Below are 18397 nucleotides of genomic sequence, written 5' to 3' on the forward strand. Positions count from 1 at the left end.
AATAAAAACAGAAAATTATGAAAAGCTTAAAAAACTTATTTGCAATTAGCCTTATGGCCATGGTACTATTTTACGGATGCAATAATGATGATGAAGTAAACGAAATAGTACCTGATGAAATTATTGAAGCCCCATCTAAAGAAGAGTTTCGGCAACTTCAAACAACGGCAATCGAAGCAATTATTCAGGAATCCCAGTTTGAAGCAGAAGACGGAATTGAGTTTCAATCTGAAAAAGGCGTAACGCTTAGAATATTTCAAGGCACATTAACTTTAAATGGCGAGCCGGTTAGTGGACCAGTGGACTTAGAGTTCGTGGAAATATTTAATGCAGGCAGCATGTTAACTACAAATAAGCCAACAATGGGCTTGAAAGAGGATGGTAGTAAAGCTTTATTGATTTCTGGAGGGGAATTCTACGTGAATGTGACACAAAATGGACAGCAAGTGGATGTTACGAATCATATGCAGCTAGTTGTGCCAACCGATTTAACAGGTGGAGCAGATCAAGACATGAAACTTTGGACAGGTCAAATTGATGAAAATGAGAATCTAACATGGGAAGAAGATAGAATAGGAGCAGATGGAGCAGGAAATCTGTTTGTAGAAGGAGATCAATATTTTTCCTTTCTATCTGATTTTGGCTGGACTAATGTTGATAGATTTTATAATGACTCAAGACCTAAAACGACTTTAGAAGTGGTGGTCCCAACTGGTTATAATATTGAAAATTGCTCTGTATACTTATACTATGATGGGGAGCCAAATGCTTTAGCTCAGCTGGATACTTTCAATGAAGGAAGTAATTCTTTCTCTGAGCATTATGGTCAAATTCCGATAGGATTAGAAATGCACGTAGTTTTTGTAACAGAAGAAAATGGGGAATGGAAGTACTCAATTCAACCACAGACTGTTGAAGACGGTGATATCTATACATTTGATCAGCAGGATCTAATCATTGGATCTGAGAGTGATGTTTATAATGCAATTGATGATTTGCCATAATATTTAATCTGAAGATGACTTTATCGAAAATGGTAAGGTCATTTTCATTATAGATTTTGCAAGATGTATTTTTATAAAAAGAAATCTAAATGGGTTTTAGTTCTACTAGTGATTGTGGCTGCTACTATTATTGTTTGTGACAATATCATTAAAGACAGGCAAACCAAGATTGCTGATAATACTTATAATTACAAAAGTATTTTATTTCGGTAAAACTTATATAAGTTTCGAATAATTTTTTAATTTCAAAGTTGAATAAATTCTGAACTAAGACGATGTACAAATATTTATTTCTTTTCCTGCTTTTCTTCGCCTACAAAGGCAAAGCTCAACAACTTCAACAAGTTGATAGCGTTATCAGAGAAGCAAAATTTGACACAGAGGTTAAAGAGAATAAAGTCAATTTCTCTGTGACAACTCCGCCTTTAATTCAAATATCGGGCGCTCCAAAGGGATACTATACTTTTTTTTGGGAGTTTGGTGATGGCCAATTCAGTCAAAAAGAAAATCCTGAGCATTCGTATGAGAAGACGGGAGACTATAATGTCAAGCTTTGGGTGACCAATAATTATGATGCAGGGAAAACTCCCACAACGCGACCTAAAAGTGTGAAAATTGATAAAGTAGACATGAAGGAGAATGCCTCAGCCTCGATATTAGATGAGGAGGAAGTGTTTGACTTTACCAAAAACCGAGAACCCATTCCTAATGAAGAATTAGTGGTTGTTTTGACCTATAAAAATCCTTATCAGGAATTGACAGACGGGAGACTCTATTTCTTTTATAATGAAGCTAAGTATAAAACCGACAATTTTCAGTTAATAGATGTCCGTACATATAATGGAGAATATCCCATCATCTCTGAAGATCGATTGGCGCTTGATATTGATAATCCTTTTTCATCCATGCTGGCCTTTAATGGTGGTAATTTCATGAAGTCACCCCTTATCATCCAGGATACTAGTACCCAAGAAGAACTTAAAGAGCAGCTTGAAAATTCTAAGAAAGATTATAGGGAAATGAAGCAGATTGGATTTTCTAATTTTGAGCCAGGGGAAGAAAGAAATATTTTCTTTCAACTCAGAACAACACCGGAAATGTTGAAAGACACCAGTGCTATTATCAGTATCAGAGGGATTTATGTTCCAAACTCCAAATCTGCCAATCATAGCGTGAAGGAAATGGAAATGGAGATCGTAACATCTCATGACCCAAATAAAATGACCACCAATGCCAATTTGATGGATTTTAGGAACAGAAACAAAAAGAATTTTAAATATAAAATTCAGTTTCAAAATAATGGGGAAGGGCCTGCCAACACTGTCCGTCTTGAAACGAATATTCCTGAGATATTTAATCAAGAGGACATCGAGCTACTGGATTTCTATCCCAAATGCGATATTTGCCCTGAAGAGGATGTCACATATAGTTGTTTGGATACAAGCTTCGTTGAAGATAAAGTCATATTTACTTTTAAAAATATTTATCTGCCCGGAAGTAATCAAAAAGGAGTGAATTCGTATGATTCAACCAAGGGCTTTGTAAGTTACAAAATCCCGCTGAAGGGAAAGATTAAAAAGCAAAAGTCTCAAAGTCAAACGGCTATATATTTTGATAAAAATGAGCCCATCATCACGAACTACGCTACCACACGCTTTACACCCGGTCTGTCAATTGGGCTAAAGGCTGGTAATATGCGAATTGGAAGTTTAGAAAATTTTCAGGAATGGTTTTTTGGTGCTACCCTATCCAGCTATCAAGCATTTAAGGGATATTTTCAATCCGAAGTATTGCTTTCGAGCAATCAATATACAGCTAGTAGGCTTTATACTGAGGAAAATAGGAGGGATGAATTTTTTGTAGATGTTTATGATTATCAAGAAGAATCCGAATTTCAGAATCTTAGCTTTTATGTTGTGCCGACTTCCTATCGATATAACCTAACGGATTTTTTGGCCGTTGGTGGAGGAATTCAAATAAAATGGGATATAAAAAGTAAATTAGAGAGAGAAAGAAATGGAGAATATACCATGGTAGTAGAGTCAGAAAATTTTGAAATGAGAGATCCTGAACAAGATACTTTTGAAGAATTTACTGAATCGGATACATTTACTAACTTTAGAGCTGCTACATTCATAGATTTGAATATCGGGAAGGTGAGAATTGGTCCCAGTGTCGGGCTTCGATATCACCACTATTTTAATGCACCCAGACATCAATGGCAATTCTATGCCATCTGGAAATTTTAGTACTTATGTCCCGTCAAATATTCTACTTTTTCCTTTTACTATTTATACATTTATTAAGCACTAATTTAGTAGCTCAAAACCTCGCAGATAGTATCTATAATGATTTGGATCAATTGGTAGAAAGCTATCCTTCCTTAAGCTCAATCAATACGGAACAATTAAGAATTGATGAGCACTACTCAAATCTGAGAACCGATGAAGAGCGATTAGCTTTGGTTATCATGCGATGTAATTTAGCTTTTTATTTAAAAGAATATGAGAAGCATTACGATGCAATTCAGCAATATCAAAAAGCCTGGAAGCTCTATCATTCACATAATCTAAAAAATTATGACATTATTGAATATTGCTTAAAACCATTAGGGAATTTATTAACGATGACAGGAAATTTTGCTGAAGCGGAAAACGTCATTGTACAATATATGGAAATGGCAGAATCTGATAATGACGAGGAAAGCTATACTGCAGGGGTAATTAATCTATCCGTGGTCTATAATAACATCGGGAACTACCAAGAGGCGCTCGAATTACTGAGAAGTCATCTGAAGAAGGCAAATCCTAATAAAAACCAAAAGGAACTCATTGAGAATAATATTGCTTCCAATTTGTTAGCATTGGATAAGCACAAGGAGGTTAAAGATAAAATAAAGGAAAATGGAGCCAAATCAATTTCAGCCTTAAAAATTAAGGTACAATCTTATATAGAGGAGAAAAAATATGCTGCAGCCCGTACACTTTTTAAGGAGATTGAAAAGCTGTTGATCAAAGATAATAGTAGTCGACAATTAGCAAAATTTTATGTGGAAGAAGCTAGTTTTTATCATCTAATTTCCAAAAAGGACAGTGCGCAAATTCTTCTGAAAAGTGCCCTGAACTTATTGCTTCCGAATATTGAATTAGAAGAAATTAGGAAGAATTATTCACTGCTCTATGCAGAGAACACCTTTATAGATATATTCGATGCTTTTGCACTGTATTCCGAACAGCTTAATTTAAAGCTTGAGTATTTCAAGTTGAGTTTCTATGTTGAAGAATTATTATTAAAGAAGATCAATGATCCTCAATCGAAGCTCATTTTTCAAACTTCTTACCGAAAGCGAAGTGAAAAGTGCTTAAAATTGCTTTACGATGAATTCCAGAGCAATCAAAACGATAGCTTGATAAGGATTGCTTTCGAATATGCTGAAAATAGTAAGACTAGAGTTTTAAAAGAATCTGCAAACAGCAAGTCATTGCTAAAACGAAATCCGGAGGATAGTTTACTCATTAAAAAGGAAGTATTATTGAATAAACAGCAATCTTTTATTGGAGAATTGATTCGCAGGCGACTTTCTAATTCGGAAGATACATTAAATAGGATAAATCAAGATTTTATTGATTTGAGTTATCAGTTGAGTGAAGTTCAAAAAAATATTGAAGAAAAATACCCAGAAATCAAGAATACCGAATCCGATTTAGAAGCTTTACAACAACAACTAAAGATCGATGACGCTCAGATGCTTTATTATTTTTATGGCGAGCAGGACCTGTATTTATTTCATATTGATGAAAATGATGCCATTTGGCAGAAAATCTCCCTTCAGGATAGATTTACAGAGCAGTTGGTTCATTTCGTGCGGTCATTTGAATCTCCAACTGTAATCAATAGTAATACAGAAAATTATGTAAATAGTGCATTTGAATTGAATCAAATATTAGGAGTTGGCTTAAATCAGGAAAGAGAAAATTTAGTAATTGTCCCAGATGGACTCTTAAGTTTTTTACCATTTGAAGCTTTGCTAACAGAAGATGTGCAGCATTCAAATTACAGTAAGATGCCGTTTTTGATTAGAAAATACAAGCTGTCCTATAATCTGAGTTCAAGTTTTTATATAGAGAACCAGAAGGAATTAGATTTAGAAAGTCTGTATGGAGTATTCCCAGTTTTTAAAGAATCTAAGCGGTATTTAAAATACTCTGAGCATGAATTAGATTTGATTGCTGGAATTTTTGAGGATAATTTCGATACATACCAAAATGCTACTCGCTCCAATTTTTTGACTAAAGCAAATCAATATGATATCCTTCATTTATCAACACATGCTATGGGAGGTAGTTTTGCAATTCCTGCGTACATAGAATTCGCGGATGATGTAATCTTGTTACCAGAGTTATACTCCCTAAATTTGGACGCAGATTTAGTAGTTTTGAGTGCCTGTGAAACTGGTGTAGGACAAATCATTAAGGGAGCTACTCCCATGAGTCTAGCAAGAGGTTTTCAATATGCCGGAGTTCAAAATATATTGATGACGCAGTGGAAAGTTAATGATTTTGCCACTTCAAAATTGATGGAGGATTTTTACAAAGAATTAGTCAAAAATAAAGCTCCTTCTATCGCAATTAGAAAAGCGAAAATTTCATACTTGGATGACACTTCTATTAGTGGTATTGAAAAATCACCATACTATTGGGCAGGTTTCACTTACTATGGAAAGATAAAACAAGAAAAGCAAACCTGGATGGATTTGAAATATATAATATTACTCGGGTTATCGGCTGTTATTGTACTGCTTTTGTTTTACTTTTTCAGTCGAATTAAGAGGGTGAAATCATGAGTATTTTTCGTTTTAAGCAATTTTCGGTAAATCAGGAAAGTAGTCCAGCAAAAATCACAACTGATGCCACAGTCTTTGCTTCATCACTTCATATTTCTTCAGATGTAAAGAGGGTTTTAGAAATTGGGACGGGAACAGGAGTATTATCTTTAATGCTGGCCCAACGATATCCTGAAATCGAAATTGAAGCTTTAGAAATAAACCCCAAGGCATTTGAAGTAGCAGATAAAAACTTCAAAAACTCAAGATGGAGTTCTAGATTAAAAGCCCTTTTGGTAGATTTTAATAAATTTGAAAGCTCAAAAGAGTATGATCTTATATTCTCTAACCCACCGTTTTTTCAAAACAACCTTCAGTCAGAAGTAAATCATGGTAAAAATATAGCCTATCACACCAATAGTCTTTCATTTGCAAATTTAGCAAAAGGAATAAATTTGCATTTATCACGAAATGGAGAAGCCCATATTATGCTTCCTCCCTATGAAATGTCTTTGTTAGATAAAGAAATGAATGAATTGGGCCTTTTTTGCAAAAACATCATTGAACTAATGCATAAACCCAATAGTAAAATAATTCGGACTTTCAATATTTATGAAAGAGTAGAGCATCGAAGCCCAGCACCTTATGTTAAAATATATGTAAGGGATGAAAATAATGATTTCCACCCCTCCTATATTAAATTAATGAAAGATTACTTGACTATTTTCTAATCCTCAATTGTAATCTCATTTTCTTTAAATTGAACTCCTATGCTGTTAAGCTCTTGCAATATCGGTTGATATATTTCCTTTTTGATTGGAATCTGTACCCCTCGCAATTTAATATTTCCGTTCAAAACATTTTTTATGGCAATTCCTAAAGGCCAACCAACAGTTTTAGACATGGCTGTTTCCATTTGGTCATCTCCTTTTGAAACGATAGAGGAATCCAATCGAAATTTTTTACCATTCAGATCATATTCAAATTGGTGTTGCATTACGATCATATCTTTATCTTGTGGCTCTAAGCTCATTTTTTCTTCCATGATCGCTTGCATAACTTGAGCAGGACTACCTTCATTAATTGGTACCTTTTTATCTTCAAAAATTCCCAACCATTCAAGCTTTTTAAAAATTTCTGCATCCCTGCTGAACCCAAGGTTTTTGCACAATTTATCTTCAATTGACGCTGATTTATTGTACGGTAAAAATGCATTGAAGAAGTCTCTTTTGGACATCCCATCTAGACCTTCCATTTGGTAAGAGTCATCCGTGACCCCTAGTTGAACAAAGATATTCCATGCATCGCAAAAGCCGGCTTTTCTGAATGTACCTCTGATTAAAGTGGGAATTTCTTCAATGCCATAAACTTTTCTATATGCCAAAGAATTACGATTTGGATAGCCTTCAAAATCACCTAATCCATTTACCTCAATGGTTTCATATCTAGTAAATAGTTTATGATAAGGAATGTATTTGTATCTTCCGTTTCTGATAAACTGAGCAGTTCCCTGTCCTGCTAAAACCACATTTCTTGGGTTCCAAGTAAATTTATAATGCCAAGGATTATTATCACTTTCAGGAGCAACTAATCCTCCGGTATAAGATTTAAAAGAAGTCAATTTACCGCCTTTTTCTCTTATCTTGTCCATAGCTTCCATTGCAGTCATGTGGTCAATACCTGGGTCTAAACCACATTCCATTAAAATTATAATATTTTTACTTTTTGCAATGTCGGATAATTCATCTACATCAGTGCTGTTGTAAGATGCAGTTACCATATGTTTGCCTTGATCCACGCAAACCGTAGCTACTTTTGGATGAAACCTGGCTGGAAGCATAGATATGACCAAATCAGCTTTTGCAATTTCATCCTTGGTTTGGATTTCATTTAAGATATCAAATTGAATAGCAGAAGTATTAGGATGGTTCCCAGCCTTGTCTTCTGCTAGCTTAATGTCAAAATCTCCAATTCTAATATGCCAGTTTTCTTCCGGGGCATGTTTTTTCAGGTAGTTAATTAATGAAGTAGCAGACCTTCCTGCTCCTAATAATAAAATGTTTTGCATAGTTCTTTTAGTTTCCAAGGAAGCAAAGTTATTAATATGAATTCCTCAAAAAACCGAGAGTCAAAAAAAGTTAGTCGAAAAATGTAAAATAAGTAACATTTTGTAAGAACAGGTCTTTATTATTGCAGATATAATTTATTAATCTTAATATTAAAAACATTTGTTTGAACATCATTGATTATTAGCGGTGATAGACGGAGTTAATAATGAATAATAATTTAAAACATACATGAAGCATGTTTTTTCGATTGATTTTCATTAATTAGGAAAGATTTGTTTTTTAAAGTAGAACTGATGCATAATCCACATGAATAGACAGGATATAGAAATATCGGATTTGAGGCGCATCACAGAATTGGTAAAGGAGCAATATAAATATGATTTTACCAATTATGCCATGTCCTCATTTCGAAGAAGGATACTTCGAATTATGGAGCTCTATAAATTCGGGTCTGCAGATTTATTGATCAAAAGGCTGAAAGATGATAAATCTTTCTTTGATGAATTTATAGCAGAGATCACTGTAAATGTTACTGAAATGTTCCGAGACCCTCCTTTTTGGAGAGAATTACGGGATAATGTAATTCCAAATATTTTATTGAATCATAATACCATCAGCATTTGGCATGCCGGCTGCTCCTCCGGTGAAGAGGTATTTTCTATGGCCGTTCTACTCAAAGAGATGGGTATTTTGGATAAAGCTAAAATCATAGCTACCGATATCGATAAAGTAATACTTGAAAAAGCAAAAAAGGGTCATTATTCCATGAAAAACATGGAATTAAACGAAAAGAACTACATCCGCTTTGAGGGTAAGAACAATTTCAAAGATTATTTTAAGGAAGAAAACGGGAAGGCAGTGATGGATAAATCTTTGATCCAAAATGTATCCTTCCGTGAACATGACCTAGTTCAAGGCGTGGTATTCAACAAGTTTGATTTAATCTTGTGCAGAAACGTGATGATCTATTTCAATCAGAACCTCCAAAATGAAGTATTGAAAAAGCATCATGAAAGTCTATTCAAATACGGCTACCTAGTTATTGGGTCCAAAGAATCTTTAATATGGTGTGAAATTGCCAATAAGTTTATTGTAGTAAATAACGAAGAAAAAATTTATAAGAAAATTAAAGACTGAGGTCTCTGCAAATTAGTACTCAATGGCTCGATTCAATCTTGATAATAAATATAAAGCGATAGTAATCGGAGGATCGGCAGGTAGTTTTCAAGGGATAACCCAAATTCTATCTTCCATTCCTGCAGATTTCAGCTTGCCTATTATCCTATGCTTGCATAGATTAAAGCATGTGCGCAATGGATTTGTTGAGGCTTTATCTATTAAGAGTATTAAGCCAGTGGTTGAGCCATATGATAAAGAAAATATAAAAAGGGGTAAGGTTTATTTAGCCCCTGCAAATTATCATTTATCAATTGAGTTAGGTAACTCTATTGCTTTATCAACTGAGGAAATGTTCAACAATTCAAGACCTTCAATCGACATTACCTTAGAAACTGCAGCCTATAATTACAGAGATAAACTAATAGGAATATTATTGTCAGGGGCTAATAAGGATGGTGCGCTCGGGATGAAGAGAATTAAAGATAGAAAAGGACTTACAATCATTCAGGACCCAGAGGAATGTATGATCGACACCATGCCTACTGCGGCAAAGAAAATTACTGAAATCGATTACACCTTGAAAGTTCAAGAGATTGTTCAATTCCTAAAGGAATTGGATAAATTGTATAAATGATTTCTGAATTATTGCCTTAAAAGCAATACAATTATATATATTTGGTGATGTTTGCCATTAAGAATGATTGATTTTTTTGAATTAAAAGTGATTAAAACATAGAGTGGAATTTTTTTATTTATTTCTTAGGATTTTAAGGATTAAGAGTAGATAGGATTTTTATCTCGGAAGTATTCATTTATGAAAGCATTATACAAAAACTTAGCACTTATCACTTCATTGCTTTTTACTATGAGCATCATAGGATTAGCATATTACATGTTTATTTTCCCGGAAAGAATTGCTAATCAAACGCATCTCATCAGCTTGATGGAGGTGTCTGAATTGAAGCCCGTTTTGGAAGAGCTTTATATATTTAGTGCAATTTCCATTTTGTTAGGTTTTGTTTCGATTCTATTGCATTTATTTAATAGAAGTAGCAAAGATGAAAGTAATGTAGTTTACATTGAAAAATTCAAAGATAAAAAGGAGTCAAAGAATGCACAGTCTAAGGAAGAAGGTGATGAAAATATTGATGAAAATCTAAAAGAAATAAATGCTAGCCTCAAAAAGGAATCAGATAATAAAGCGAAAGCAGAGAAGTTACTGTCATTCTTAGCAGACCAAATGGAGGCAAGTCAGGGGGCAATTTATGTAACTGATAAAGATGACAAAAAGAATATTATAAAACTGTTTGCGGCTTATGCTTTTGTGCTTCCAGAAAGTCAAACAGTTTCTTATGAATTTGGTGAAGGGTTGGCTGGCCAAGTGGCGAAGGAACAAAAGTTGATTAATATTTCCGATATCCCTAAGGGTTATATCAAAATATTGTCTGGCCTAGGGGAAGCAAATCCTGCACACTTAATATTATGTCCTATCATGAAGGATAAAAAGCTTTTAGGAGTAGCAGAAATCGCCTCCTTTAAAAGCTTTACGAAATCTCATGAAACGTTGGTTGAAAAAGCATTGGCATTGATTTCAAATGACCTTGATAGAGGACCAGAAAAGGTAAAAGAGAAAAAATAATTCATTTTTTAGTATCAAAGAATTCAATATGTTTAAAAACATAAAAATCGGGACTAAAATAACTACAATTCTACTTTTTGTAGTTTTGGTGAGTGTTATTGCAGTTAGTTTTATTACTTATAACATGAACCGCGATTCAATTGAAAAATTGAATTTTGAAAAGTTGATGTCGCACAATTCCCAAAAAACTGAGAAGCTTAATGATATTTTTCAGGGTATTCAAAATAATGCGAATCATATTTCTGGGCTATTATCTATTCAATCAGGAATTAGAAGATATCAGGAAGAGGATACAAGTTTAAATGTAGATAGCTTAAAATCTGCAATTTTATTTGATATTGAATCTGATTTAAGGTCATTTGTTGAAAATTATCCTGTAAATGCTGTAATTCTTACTGATCTAAACGGTGATATTATCTTCAACTCCAATAGTGCTATTAGTGAGCTTTCCGTAGGAGATAATCTTAAAAATTTAGATGAAGATTTTTATAATTCATCCATGACTTCAGCTACATTTAATCAGCCCGAAAAATATAGTGACAGTGAAATAGTGCTTTACGGCTTGCCATTGATAGATGACTATAATAGTCCTGCTGGCTTGTTAGTTTTAGCTAAAAATATGGAGCCTATTTATGAGATCACCAGAGCTAATTCAACTGGCTTTAAATCTTATGAAAGCATTTTGACAGTTCAAAGTGGAAATCAAGCATTATTTCTGTCCCCCTTACAGCAGATTGCTGATAGTTTGGCACCCGCTTCGGTAACTATCAAAGATGAAAATTCTGTTGGTGTGCAAAAAGCAGCACTGGGCGAAAAGGGATATGCCAAAGACAGAAATTATAATGGCACAGATGTGTTGTCTGCTTGGAATAGCATTCCAGCAGTTGGCTGGGGTTTAGCTTCCAATGTCAATGAGTCAGAAATTAATGAGCAATTGAATGGATTAATCACTAAGTTCATTTACACAGGTGTAATCATATTAATTATTTCGTTAATCATTTCTATAATTTTTTCCAGAGTATTACTTAACCCAATTATTTCTCTAAAGGAGACTTTGAAATTGTTGGGAAAAGGGATTTTACCTAATAATGTGCCCAAGAAATCAGATGATGAAATAGGAGAAATGGCTTCAATATTGGATGGTTATGTCTCTTCCTTAAAGAATACTGCCAATTTTGCCAAGCAAATTGGAGAAGGTGATTTTAAAGCTGATTTTAAACCTATTTCAGAAGAAGATACTTTGGGTAATTCCTTAATTAACATGAGGAATTCTATCCAGGAGGCAGAAAAAAGAGACAAAGAAAGAAATTGGATTGTTACTGGTGTTGCAGAAATAGGAGAAATTCTGAGAAGTAATGATAGCTTGGAGCAATTAGGTGATGAGATCTTGATGTATGTCACCAAAAAAATCGATGCTATACAAGGAGCTTTTTATGTGCTTAACGATGATGATACCGATAACTTGTTTTTAGAAATGAAATCAAGTTATGCTTACAATAAAAAGAAGTATTTAAAGGCAAGGTTCAAGTTTGCAGAAGGTTTAGTAGGGCAGTCTGCTATTGAACAAGATACATTATTAAGAACAGAAATTCCTCATGACTATGTAAGTGTTACTTCTGGGCTTTTGGGAGATCAGCGACCGAGTTCAATTTTAATCGTTCCCTTAATTACAGATGAAAAGGTATTTGGCGTTTTGGAATTCGCTGGATTTCATAAATTTGACTCCAGTCAGATAAAATTTGTAGAGGAAATCAGCTTAATTATTGCCCGAACTGTCTTCAATATTAAAGTGAATGAAAGAACGAGGAAGCTATTGGCTGAATCGCAGACTATGAGTCAAGAGCTCCAAGAGCAACAAGAAGTTCTTAGACAGAATGCTGAGGAAATGGAAGCAACTCAAGAGGAACTGAAACGCACCAACCAACGATTAGAAGATCAAATTGAGGAAGTGAACCGTACCCAGAAGCGTATGCAATTATTGCTTGAAAATGCTTCTGAGGTTATTACTATTTACGAGAAAGATGGAACAGTTCGTTATATTTCACCTTCTGTTGAGAAGATTTTAGGATACAGACAAGAAGATATTATTGATACAACAGAATTGGATAAGGTGCATCCAGACTCTAAAGATGAGGTACATCAACAATTTCTATATTTGGTAGACAACGCGGATGAATCTGTCACTATGCAACATCAATACCTGAATAGTGACAATGAGTATGTTTGGGTAGAAGTAACGGGAACTAATCAATTGGAAGATCCCGCTATTCAAGGTATTATTTTCAATACTAGAGACATCACGGAACGAAGACGCGCTGAGCAAGAGGAGCGCATGAGAAGTAAAATGCAGGCATTGTCTGAAAACTCAATCGATTTGATTACTCGAATCGATAATGAGGGAAAGTTCTTCTATGTTAACCCAATGATTGAGCGATATACTGGAAAAAGACCAGACGAAGTGATTCAAAAAGGATTGCACGAGGCAGATATCGAACCTAAAATCGTTGAGGCATGGGCTCAATTATTAGACAAGGTTAGAGATCAAAATGAAAAAGTAACTGAGGAAGTAGACTTCCCTTCTGAGATGGGGGATAGGGTGATGCAAGTTAATGCCATACCAGAATATGATGAGGAAAAAGTATTGGAATCGGTTCTAGTAGTTTCTCATGATATTACCGATAGAAAAGCCATCGAATTAGAAATTGCCAGTAAGAATAAGAAAATCACGGAATCAATAAATTATGCCAAGAGAATTCAAGGAGCAATCCTTCCTAATAATCAAGTGATTAGGCAACAATTACCTGATTCCTTCATTCTATACAAAGCAAAAGACGTTGTCAGTGGCGATTTCCCATGGTATATTGAAGTTGATGACGTTATATATATTGCAGCAGTTGATTGTACAGGACATGGTGTACCGGGAGCATTAATTTCTTTAATTGGCTACTTCTTATTGAATGACATCGTTAGGTCTCAAAAAATCAGTGACCCTGGCGTGATTTTAGATAAATTAGATGCAGGAGTTACTTCTACTTTAAGGCAAGATAGGGATGATTCTACTACTAAAGACGGAATGGATATTGCTTTCTGTAAGATTGACAAGAAAAAGAATCAAATTGAATATTCAGGTGCCCACAGACCATTATATTATTTACACAATAATGGAGAGTTGGATGAGATAAAGGGTAATAAGTTCCCAATTGGTGGGGGTATTTACCGAAATCAGACCAATTTTGATAATCATAAAATTAAGTATAAGTCCGGTGACGCAGTATTTTTCTGCTCCGATGGCTTCCCGGATCAATTTGGGGGTCCACAAAATAGAAAATTTGGTCCTAAGCGTTTGAGACAGACAATAGTCGACAACCACAGTAAATCGATGGACGAAATGCATATTATATTTGATGAAGCATGGGAAAACTGGAAGGCGGACTACAAACAAACAGATGATGTCTTATTAATTGGCATTAGATTTTAACTGGGAAAAGTTTAATTATAAATAAAATTATTTAATTTAAGGCTTGAAATGAATCTGGCTATAATTTGAGTACGGCTTTTTAACCTATTAACAACATGAAGTATATATACGACCTACATAAAACCATGCTGTCCAGAAACCTTATACTGGTTTACGAAGGGGAATTTACCCAAGAGATTACAAAATCAGTTTTGGCAATGGCAGAACGAAACATGGATTCTATGGGTGAGGAGTCAAGCATAAAGCGAAAGGTGTTTAATGTAATGGTAGAGTGTTTGCAGAATATTGTGAAACATTCTGATGATTTTAATCCACTTTCAGCAAAGCGTAATGCAGCTATTTTTATTATTGGAAAAGAAGATGATCGTTATGTAGTAACGAGTGGAAATCCAGTTGATACAGAAGCGGCAGAATCACTAAAAAAGAGAATAGATGAAATTAATAAACTAGATAAGGACGGTTTGAAAGCTATGTATAAGGATATTATTAAATCTAATAGCTTATCGAACAAAGGTGGCGCAGGTTTGGGATTTGTTGATATGGCTCGGAAGTCTGGTCAAAAATTAGAATATGACTTTGAAGACATGGGCGAAGGATTTCATTTCTTTTCACTTACCACTACGATTTTGAGATTTTAAAATCTGAATTTTAGTTTAACTTTTAAATTTAAAACATAAAATTAAATATGGAAATCATTAACCTTGAAGGAACAGAGGATACCCCTAAAATATTATTGGATAAAGGAAATGGTATTTTTGAAATATCTGGAAGATCATTACCAGAAGATTCAGCTGAATTCTATCAACCAATTTTAGATTGGATTGCAGCCTATGGTGAAGATCCGAATCCTGAAACTCTATTTACATTTAAACTAGAATATTTCAATACGGCCTCTTCAAAATTAATACTAGATGTTTTATCTGCTTTAGAAGATATTGATGGAGTAACCATCGACTGGTATTTTCATGAAGATGACGAGGATATGGAAGAAGCAGGTGAAGAGTTTTCAGAACTTGTTGAAATTCCGTTCGAATTCAAAACCTATTAATTAATACTGAGAAGTTTTAATTTGTATTATGGGCCATGCGATTAATGGCCTATTATTTTATTACTAAGCTATAACCCTCTTTTTATATGAGTGAAGAGATACTCAAAGCCTTAACTCAATTATTTGGAATTATCACCAAGCAGGATGGAGGAGCCACAGAAAAGGAAAGAAATTTCGTTATTGGTTTCTTCCAGCAAGAGCTTGACCAAGACTCTATAAAAGAGTATTTGGAGCTATATGACAAATTGGTGGGATGGGGAGAAGAACCAGAAAAAGAGGAAGAAGACGGTAAAGCTAAAAAGAAAAAGCTTACCTCAGTTAGAGATTCGGTTAGAACTTTAGCTATATGTAAAAAAATTAATAAAACCCTTACCCAAAAGCAAAAGGTTGTAGTATTGATCAAGCTTTTGGAGATGGTCTCCTCAGATAAGAATTTTACACCACAAAGAATGGAAATCATTGATACGGTTTCCAATGTTTTTAATATTGTTAAAGACGAATTCAAACTAATTGAAAGCTTTGTTACTAAAACAAAATCTTCTGACCTTGAGGAGTTTGAAGATATATTATCGGTCAATAATGATACCCCCATTGAAGATAATCTACATGTACATGCTGATATCGATGGTGAAATACTCTTCTTGAATGTAAGAAGTGTAGATATGTACTTCGTTAAATATACCGGTTCAGAGGAAATAAATCTTAATGGCTTCATCATGAAAACAGATGGAGTTTATTTGTTTTCTCATGGAAGTACAATTAAAACGCCTAAAGGCGCGGCATTATATTATTCCGAGTTGATACGGAAATTCTTATCAGATGGAGAGCAAGTCAATTTGTCTTTTAATGCTGAAGATATTGTCCTTCAATTTCCTAATGGAGAACTTGGACTCAGAAATGTAAATGTTTTTGAGGGCCCAGGTGAATTAGTGGGTATAATGGGTGCTTCAGGTGCAGGTAAAACTACTCTTTTAAATGTTCTAGCCGGAATTCAGGCGCCTACTTCAGGTCATATTAAGATTAATGGTCTTGATTTGAATCAAGATCAAGATGAGCTGCAGGGAATAATCGGATACGTATCTCAAGATGATTTATTGATTGAGGAATTAACCGTTTATCAAAACTTGTATTATAATGCTAAGCTTTGCTTTGCTAAGATGACTGAGGAAGAAATCCATAAAAGAGTAATGGATACTTTAGAAAACTTAGGACTCGAAGCTAGGAAGGATTTAAGAGTGGGTGGCGTGTTGGATAAAACGATATCAGGTGGTCAGAGAAAAAGGCTAAATATCGCTTTGGAATTAATTCGTGAGCCAGCGGTAATGTTTGTAGATGAACCAACTTCTGGATTGTCATCTCGTGATTCTGAAAATGTAATCGATCTTTTAAAAGAATTAACACTTAAGGGGAAACTAATTTTCGTAGTTATCCATCAGCCTTCATCAGACATATACAAAATGTTTGATAAGATGATTATAATGGATACTGGAGGATATCAAATATTCTATGGCCATCCTGTAGAAGCGGTTACCTATTTTAAGAAAACTACAAATCAGGTAGATGCCGATCGAGGGGTTTGTCCTACTTGTGGTAATGTGAATCCTGAACAAATATTTAATATCGTTGAGGCAAAAGTGGTAGATGAGTATGGTCAATTAACCAATAAGCGAAAAATCAACCCTAGTCAATGGCGGGACTTTTACTTAGAAAGTTTTGATCACAAACCTGTAAAAGATGAAGAGGAAGCCCCACCATCTACTCTGGCTATCCCCAACAAGCTCAAGCAGACAGTAATATTTACCATACGAGATACCTTATCAAAATTAAGTAATAAGCAGTATTTACTAATCAATTTGTTGGAGGCACCGTTTTTGGCGCTTTTGCTGGCTTTCATAATCAAGTACAGGAGTGCCCCATCAGGTGAGGAGTATATCTTTAGATTTAATGATAACCTTCCGGCCTTCCTCTTAATGAGTATTATTGTTGCCTTGTTTATGGGGCTTACAGTCAGTGCGGAAGAAATAATCAGAGATAGGAAAATATTGAAACGTGAGTCGTTCCTGAATTTAAGTTGGAATAGCTATTTACTTTCTAAAATCACAATTTTATTTACATTATCTGCTATTCAAACACTGACCTATGTAATCATTGGAGTGCTGGTACTGGAAATAAGAGATGCTACTTTTAGTATGTGGGCTATTTTATTTACCACCTCCTGCTTTGCGAATGTATTGGGATTAAATGTAAGTGCCGCATTCAAATCAGCTGTTACGGTATATATCCTAATTCCACTTTTACTTATCCCGCAAATGATTTTAAGTGGCTTGTTGTTTAGTTTCGATAAATTGAATGATTTTATAAGCACGAAAGGTAAAGTGCCCATAGTGGCTGATTTAATGACATCAAGATGGGCATATGAGGCATTGGCTGTTGATATGTTTAAAAATAATACCTATCAAGAATTCTTTTTTGATATTGAATCCGATGAAAAGACCGCGGATTTTAAATCTTCTTTTATGACCAAGAAGATCAGGGAAAAATTGAGAGTGATTGAAAATAATTTAGGATCTGATAAAGAGCAAGCGGAGCAGGAAATAGAGTATGCAACCAGAGTAATTTTTAACGCACTTGAGAAAGAGCCATTCAAAGGTAGTTTGGAAGGGGAGGATTTGAAAGAAATCCTTGATCCTGAGAAAATTAACCAAGAAAAGATTAATAAGATCAGTAGTTATACAGATCAGTTAAGGGATCACTACTTGAAAAAGTTTAATTTGGCTATCAAGAAAAAAGAGACTTTACAATTTCTAATGGAAAATGATTCTTCATACCAGTTTGACCTGAATGAAGCAAAAGATAAATACTACAATGAGAGTTTGGCTGATTTAGTGAGGAATTTAACAGTTGAAGACCGAGTAATTGAATTTAAAGGCGAGTTAATTCAACAAATTGACCCTGTATTTAACAAGCCTAAGGAACCAGATAACCTTCTTAATTATCGAACTCACTTTTTTGCTCCGGAAAAGTATTTTGCCGGAGCCTACATTGATACATTTTATTTTAATATTATTGTAATATGGTTCATGTCTTTAATTCTTTATATTACTTTGTATTTTGAACTTTTCGGTAAGGCAATTTCATTTTTCGGGAATATTAAGCTGAAAAAGAAAGAATCATAAATAATTGTTGTTAAATTCACTTTTTTGATGCTTATATAAAAG

At 34.3% G+C, this 18397-nt stretch carries 12 protein-coding genes; 11 read left to right on the forward strand and 1 reads right to left on the reverse strand.

Features of this window, described 5'->3' with window-relative positions:
- Positions 1-17: 17 nt before the first annotated feature.
- The 4 genes from AAC601_RS04220 (at position 18) to AAC601_RS04235 (ending at position 6557) form a co-directional block, all read left to right on the forward strand.
- A complete protein-coding gene (locus AAC601_RS04220) occupies positions 18-1004 on the forward strand; it encodes a hypothetical protein (RefSeq protein WP_340152550.1) in 987 nt (328 codons plus the stop codon).
- 275 nt (positions 1005-1279) lie between these two features.
- Positions 1280-3253, forward strand: a complete 1974-nt coding sequence (locus tag AAC601_RS04225) for a PKD domain-containing protein (RefSeq protein WP_340152551.1) — start codon at positions 1280-1282, stop codon at positions 3251-3253.
- A 5-nt stretch (positions 3254-3258) separates the two neighbouring features.
- Positions 3259-5847 carry a CHAT domain-containing protein gene (locus AAC601_RS04230; protein ID WP_340152552.1) on the forward strand — a complete coding sequence of 863 codons (2589 nt, stop codon included), beginning with the start codon at positions 3259-3261 and terminating at the stop codon, positions 5845-5847.
- Positions 5844-6557 carry a methyltransferase gene (locus AAC601_RS04235; RefSeq protein WP_303268406.1) on the forward strand — a complete coding sequence of 238 codons (714 nt, stop codon included), beginning with the start codon at positions 5844-5846 and terminating at the stop codon, positions 6555-6557. The genes AAC601_RS04230 and AAC601_RS04235 overlap by 4 nt, the downstream gene beginning before the upstream one ends.
- On the opposite strand, the gene AAC601_RS04240 is transcribed toward AAC601_RS04235, so the two are convergent.
- Positions 6554-7894, reverse strand: a complete 1341-nt coding sequence (locus AAC601_RS04240; RefSeq protein ID WP_340152553.1) for a saccharopine dehydrogenase C-terminal domain-containing protein — start codon at positions 7892-7894, stop codon at positions 6554-6556. The two genes, AAC601_RS04235 and AAC601_RS04240, sit on opposite strands and share 4 nt — an antisense overlap.
- A 307-nt stretch (positions 7895-8201) precedes the next feature.
- Between AAC601_RS04240 and AAC601_RS04245 the strand changes: the two genes are divergently transcribed.
- The 7 genes from AAC601_RS04245 (at position 8202) to AAC601_RS04275 (ending at position 18355) form a co-directional block, all read left to right on the forward strand.
- Positions 8202-9032 carry a protein-glutamate O-methyltransferase CheR gene (locus AAC601_RS04245; RefSeq protein ID WP_303268409.1) on the forward strand — a complete coding sequence of 277 codons (831 nt, stop codon included), beginning with the start codon at positions 8202-8204 and terminating at the stop codon, positions 9030-9032.
- Between the two features lie 22 nt (positions 9033-9054).
- On the forward strand, positions 9055-9648 hold the full coding sequence (locus tag AAC601_RS04250; protein WP_303268410.1) for a chemotaxis protein CheB: 594 nt from the start codon (positions 9055-9057) through the stop codon (positions 9646-9648).
- A 180-nt stretch (positions 9649-9828) separates the two neighbouring features.
- A complete protein-coding gene (locus AAC601_RS04255; protein ID WP_340152554.1) occupies positions 9829-10653 on the forward strand; it encodes a GAF domain-containing protein in 825 nt (274 codons plus the stop codon).
- A gap of 28 nt (positions 10654-10681) precedes the next feature.
- Positions 10682-14131, forward strand: coding sequence for a PAS domain S-box protein (locus AAC601_RS04260; RefSeq protein ID WP_340152555.1), 3450 nt, complete (start codon positions 10682-10684; stop codon positions 14129-14131).
- A gap of 95 nt (positions 14132-14226) precedes the next feature.
- Positions 14227-14769 carry a SiaB family protein kinase gene (locus AAC601_RS04265; protein ID WP_303268414.1) on the forward strand — a complete coding sequence of 181 codons (543 nt, stop codon included), beginning with the start codon at positions 14227-14229 and terminating at the stop codon, positions 14767-14769.
- A 47-nt stretch (positions 14770-14816) separates the two neighbouring features.
- Positions 14817-15179 carry a DUF1987 domain-containing protein gene (locus AAC601_RS04270; protein ID WP_303268415.1) on the forward strand — a complete coding sequence of 121 codons (363 nt, stop codon included), beginning with the start codon at positions 14817-14819 and terminating at the stop codon, positions 15177-15179.
- An 86-nt stretch (positions 15180-15265) separates the two neighbouring features.
- The gene (locus AAC601_RS04275) at positions 15266-18355 is read left to right on the forward strand and encodes an ATP-binding cassette domain-containing protein (RefSeq protein ID WP_340152556.1); all 3090 of its coding nucleotides are present in this window, start codon (positions 15266-15268) and stop codon (positions 18353-18355) included.
- Positions 18356-18397 lie beyond the last annotated feature (42 nt).

The organism is uncultured Marivirga sp., assembly GCF_963974845.1.
Classification (GTDB): Bacteria; Bacteroidota; Bacteroidia; order Cytophagales; family Cyclobacteriaceae; genus Marivirga; species Marivirga harenae.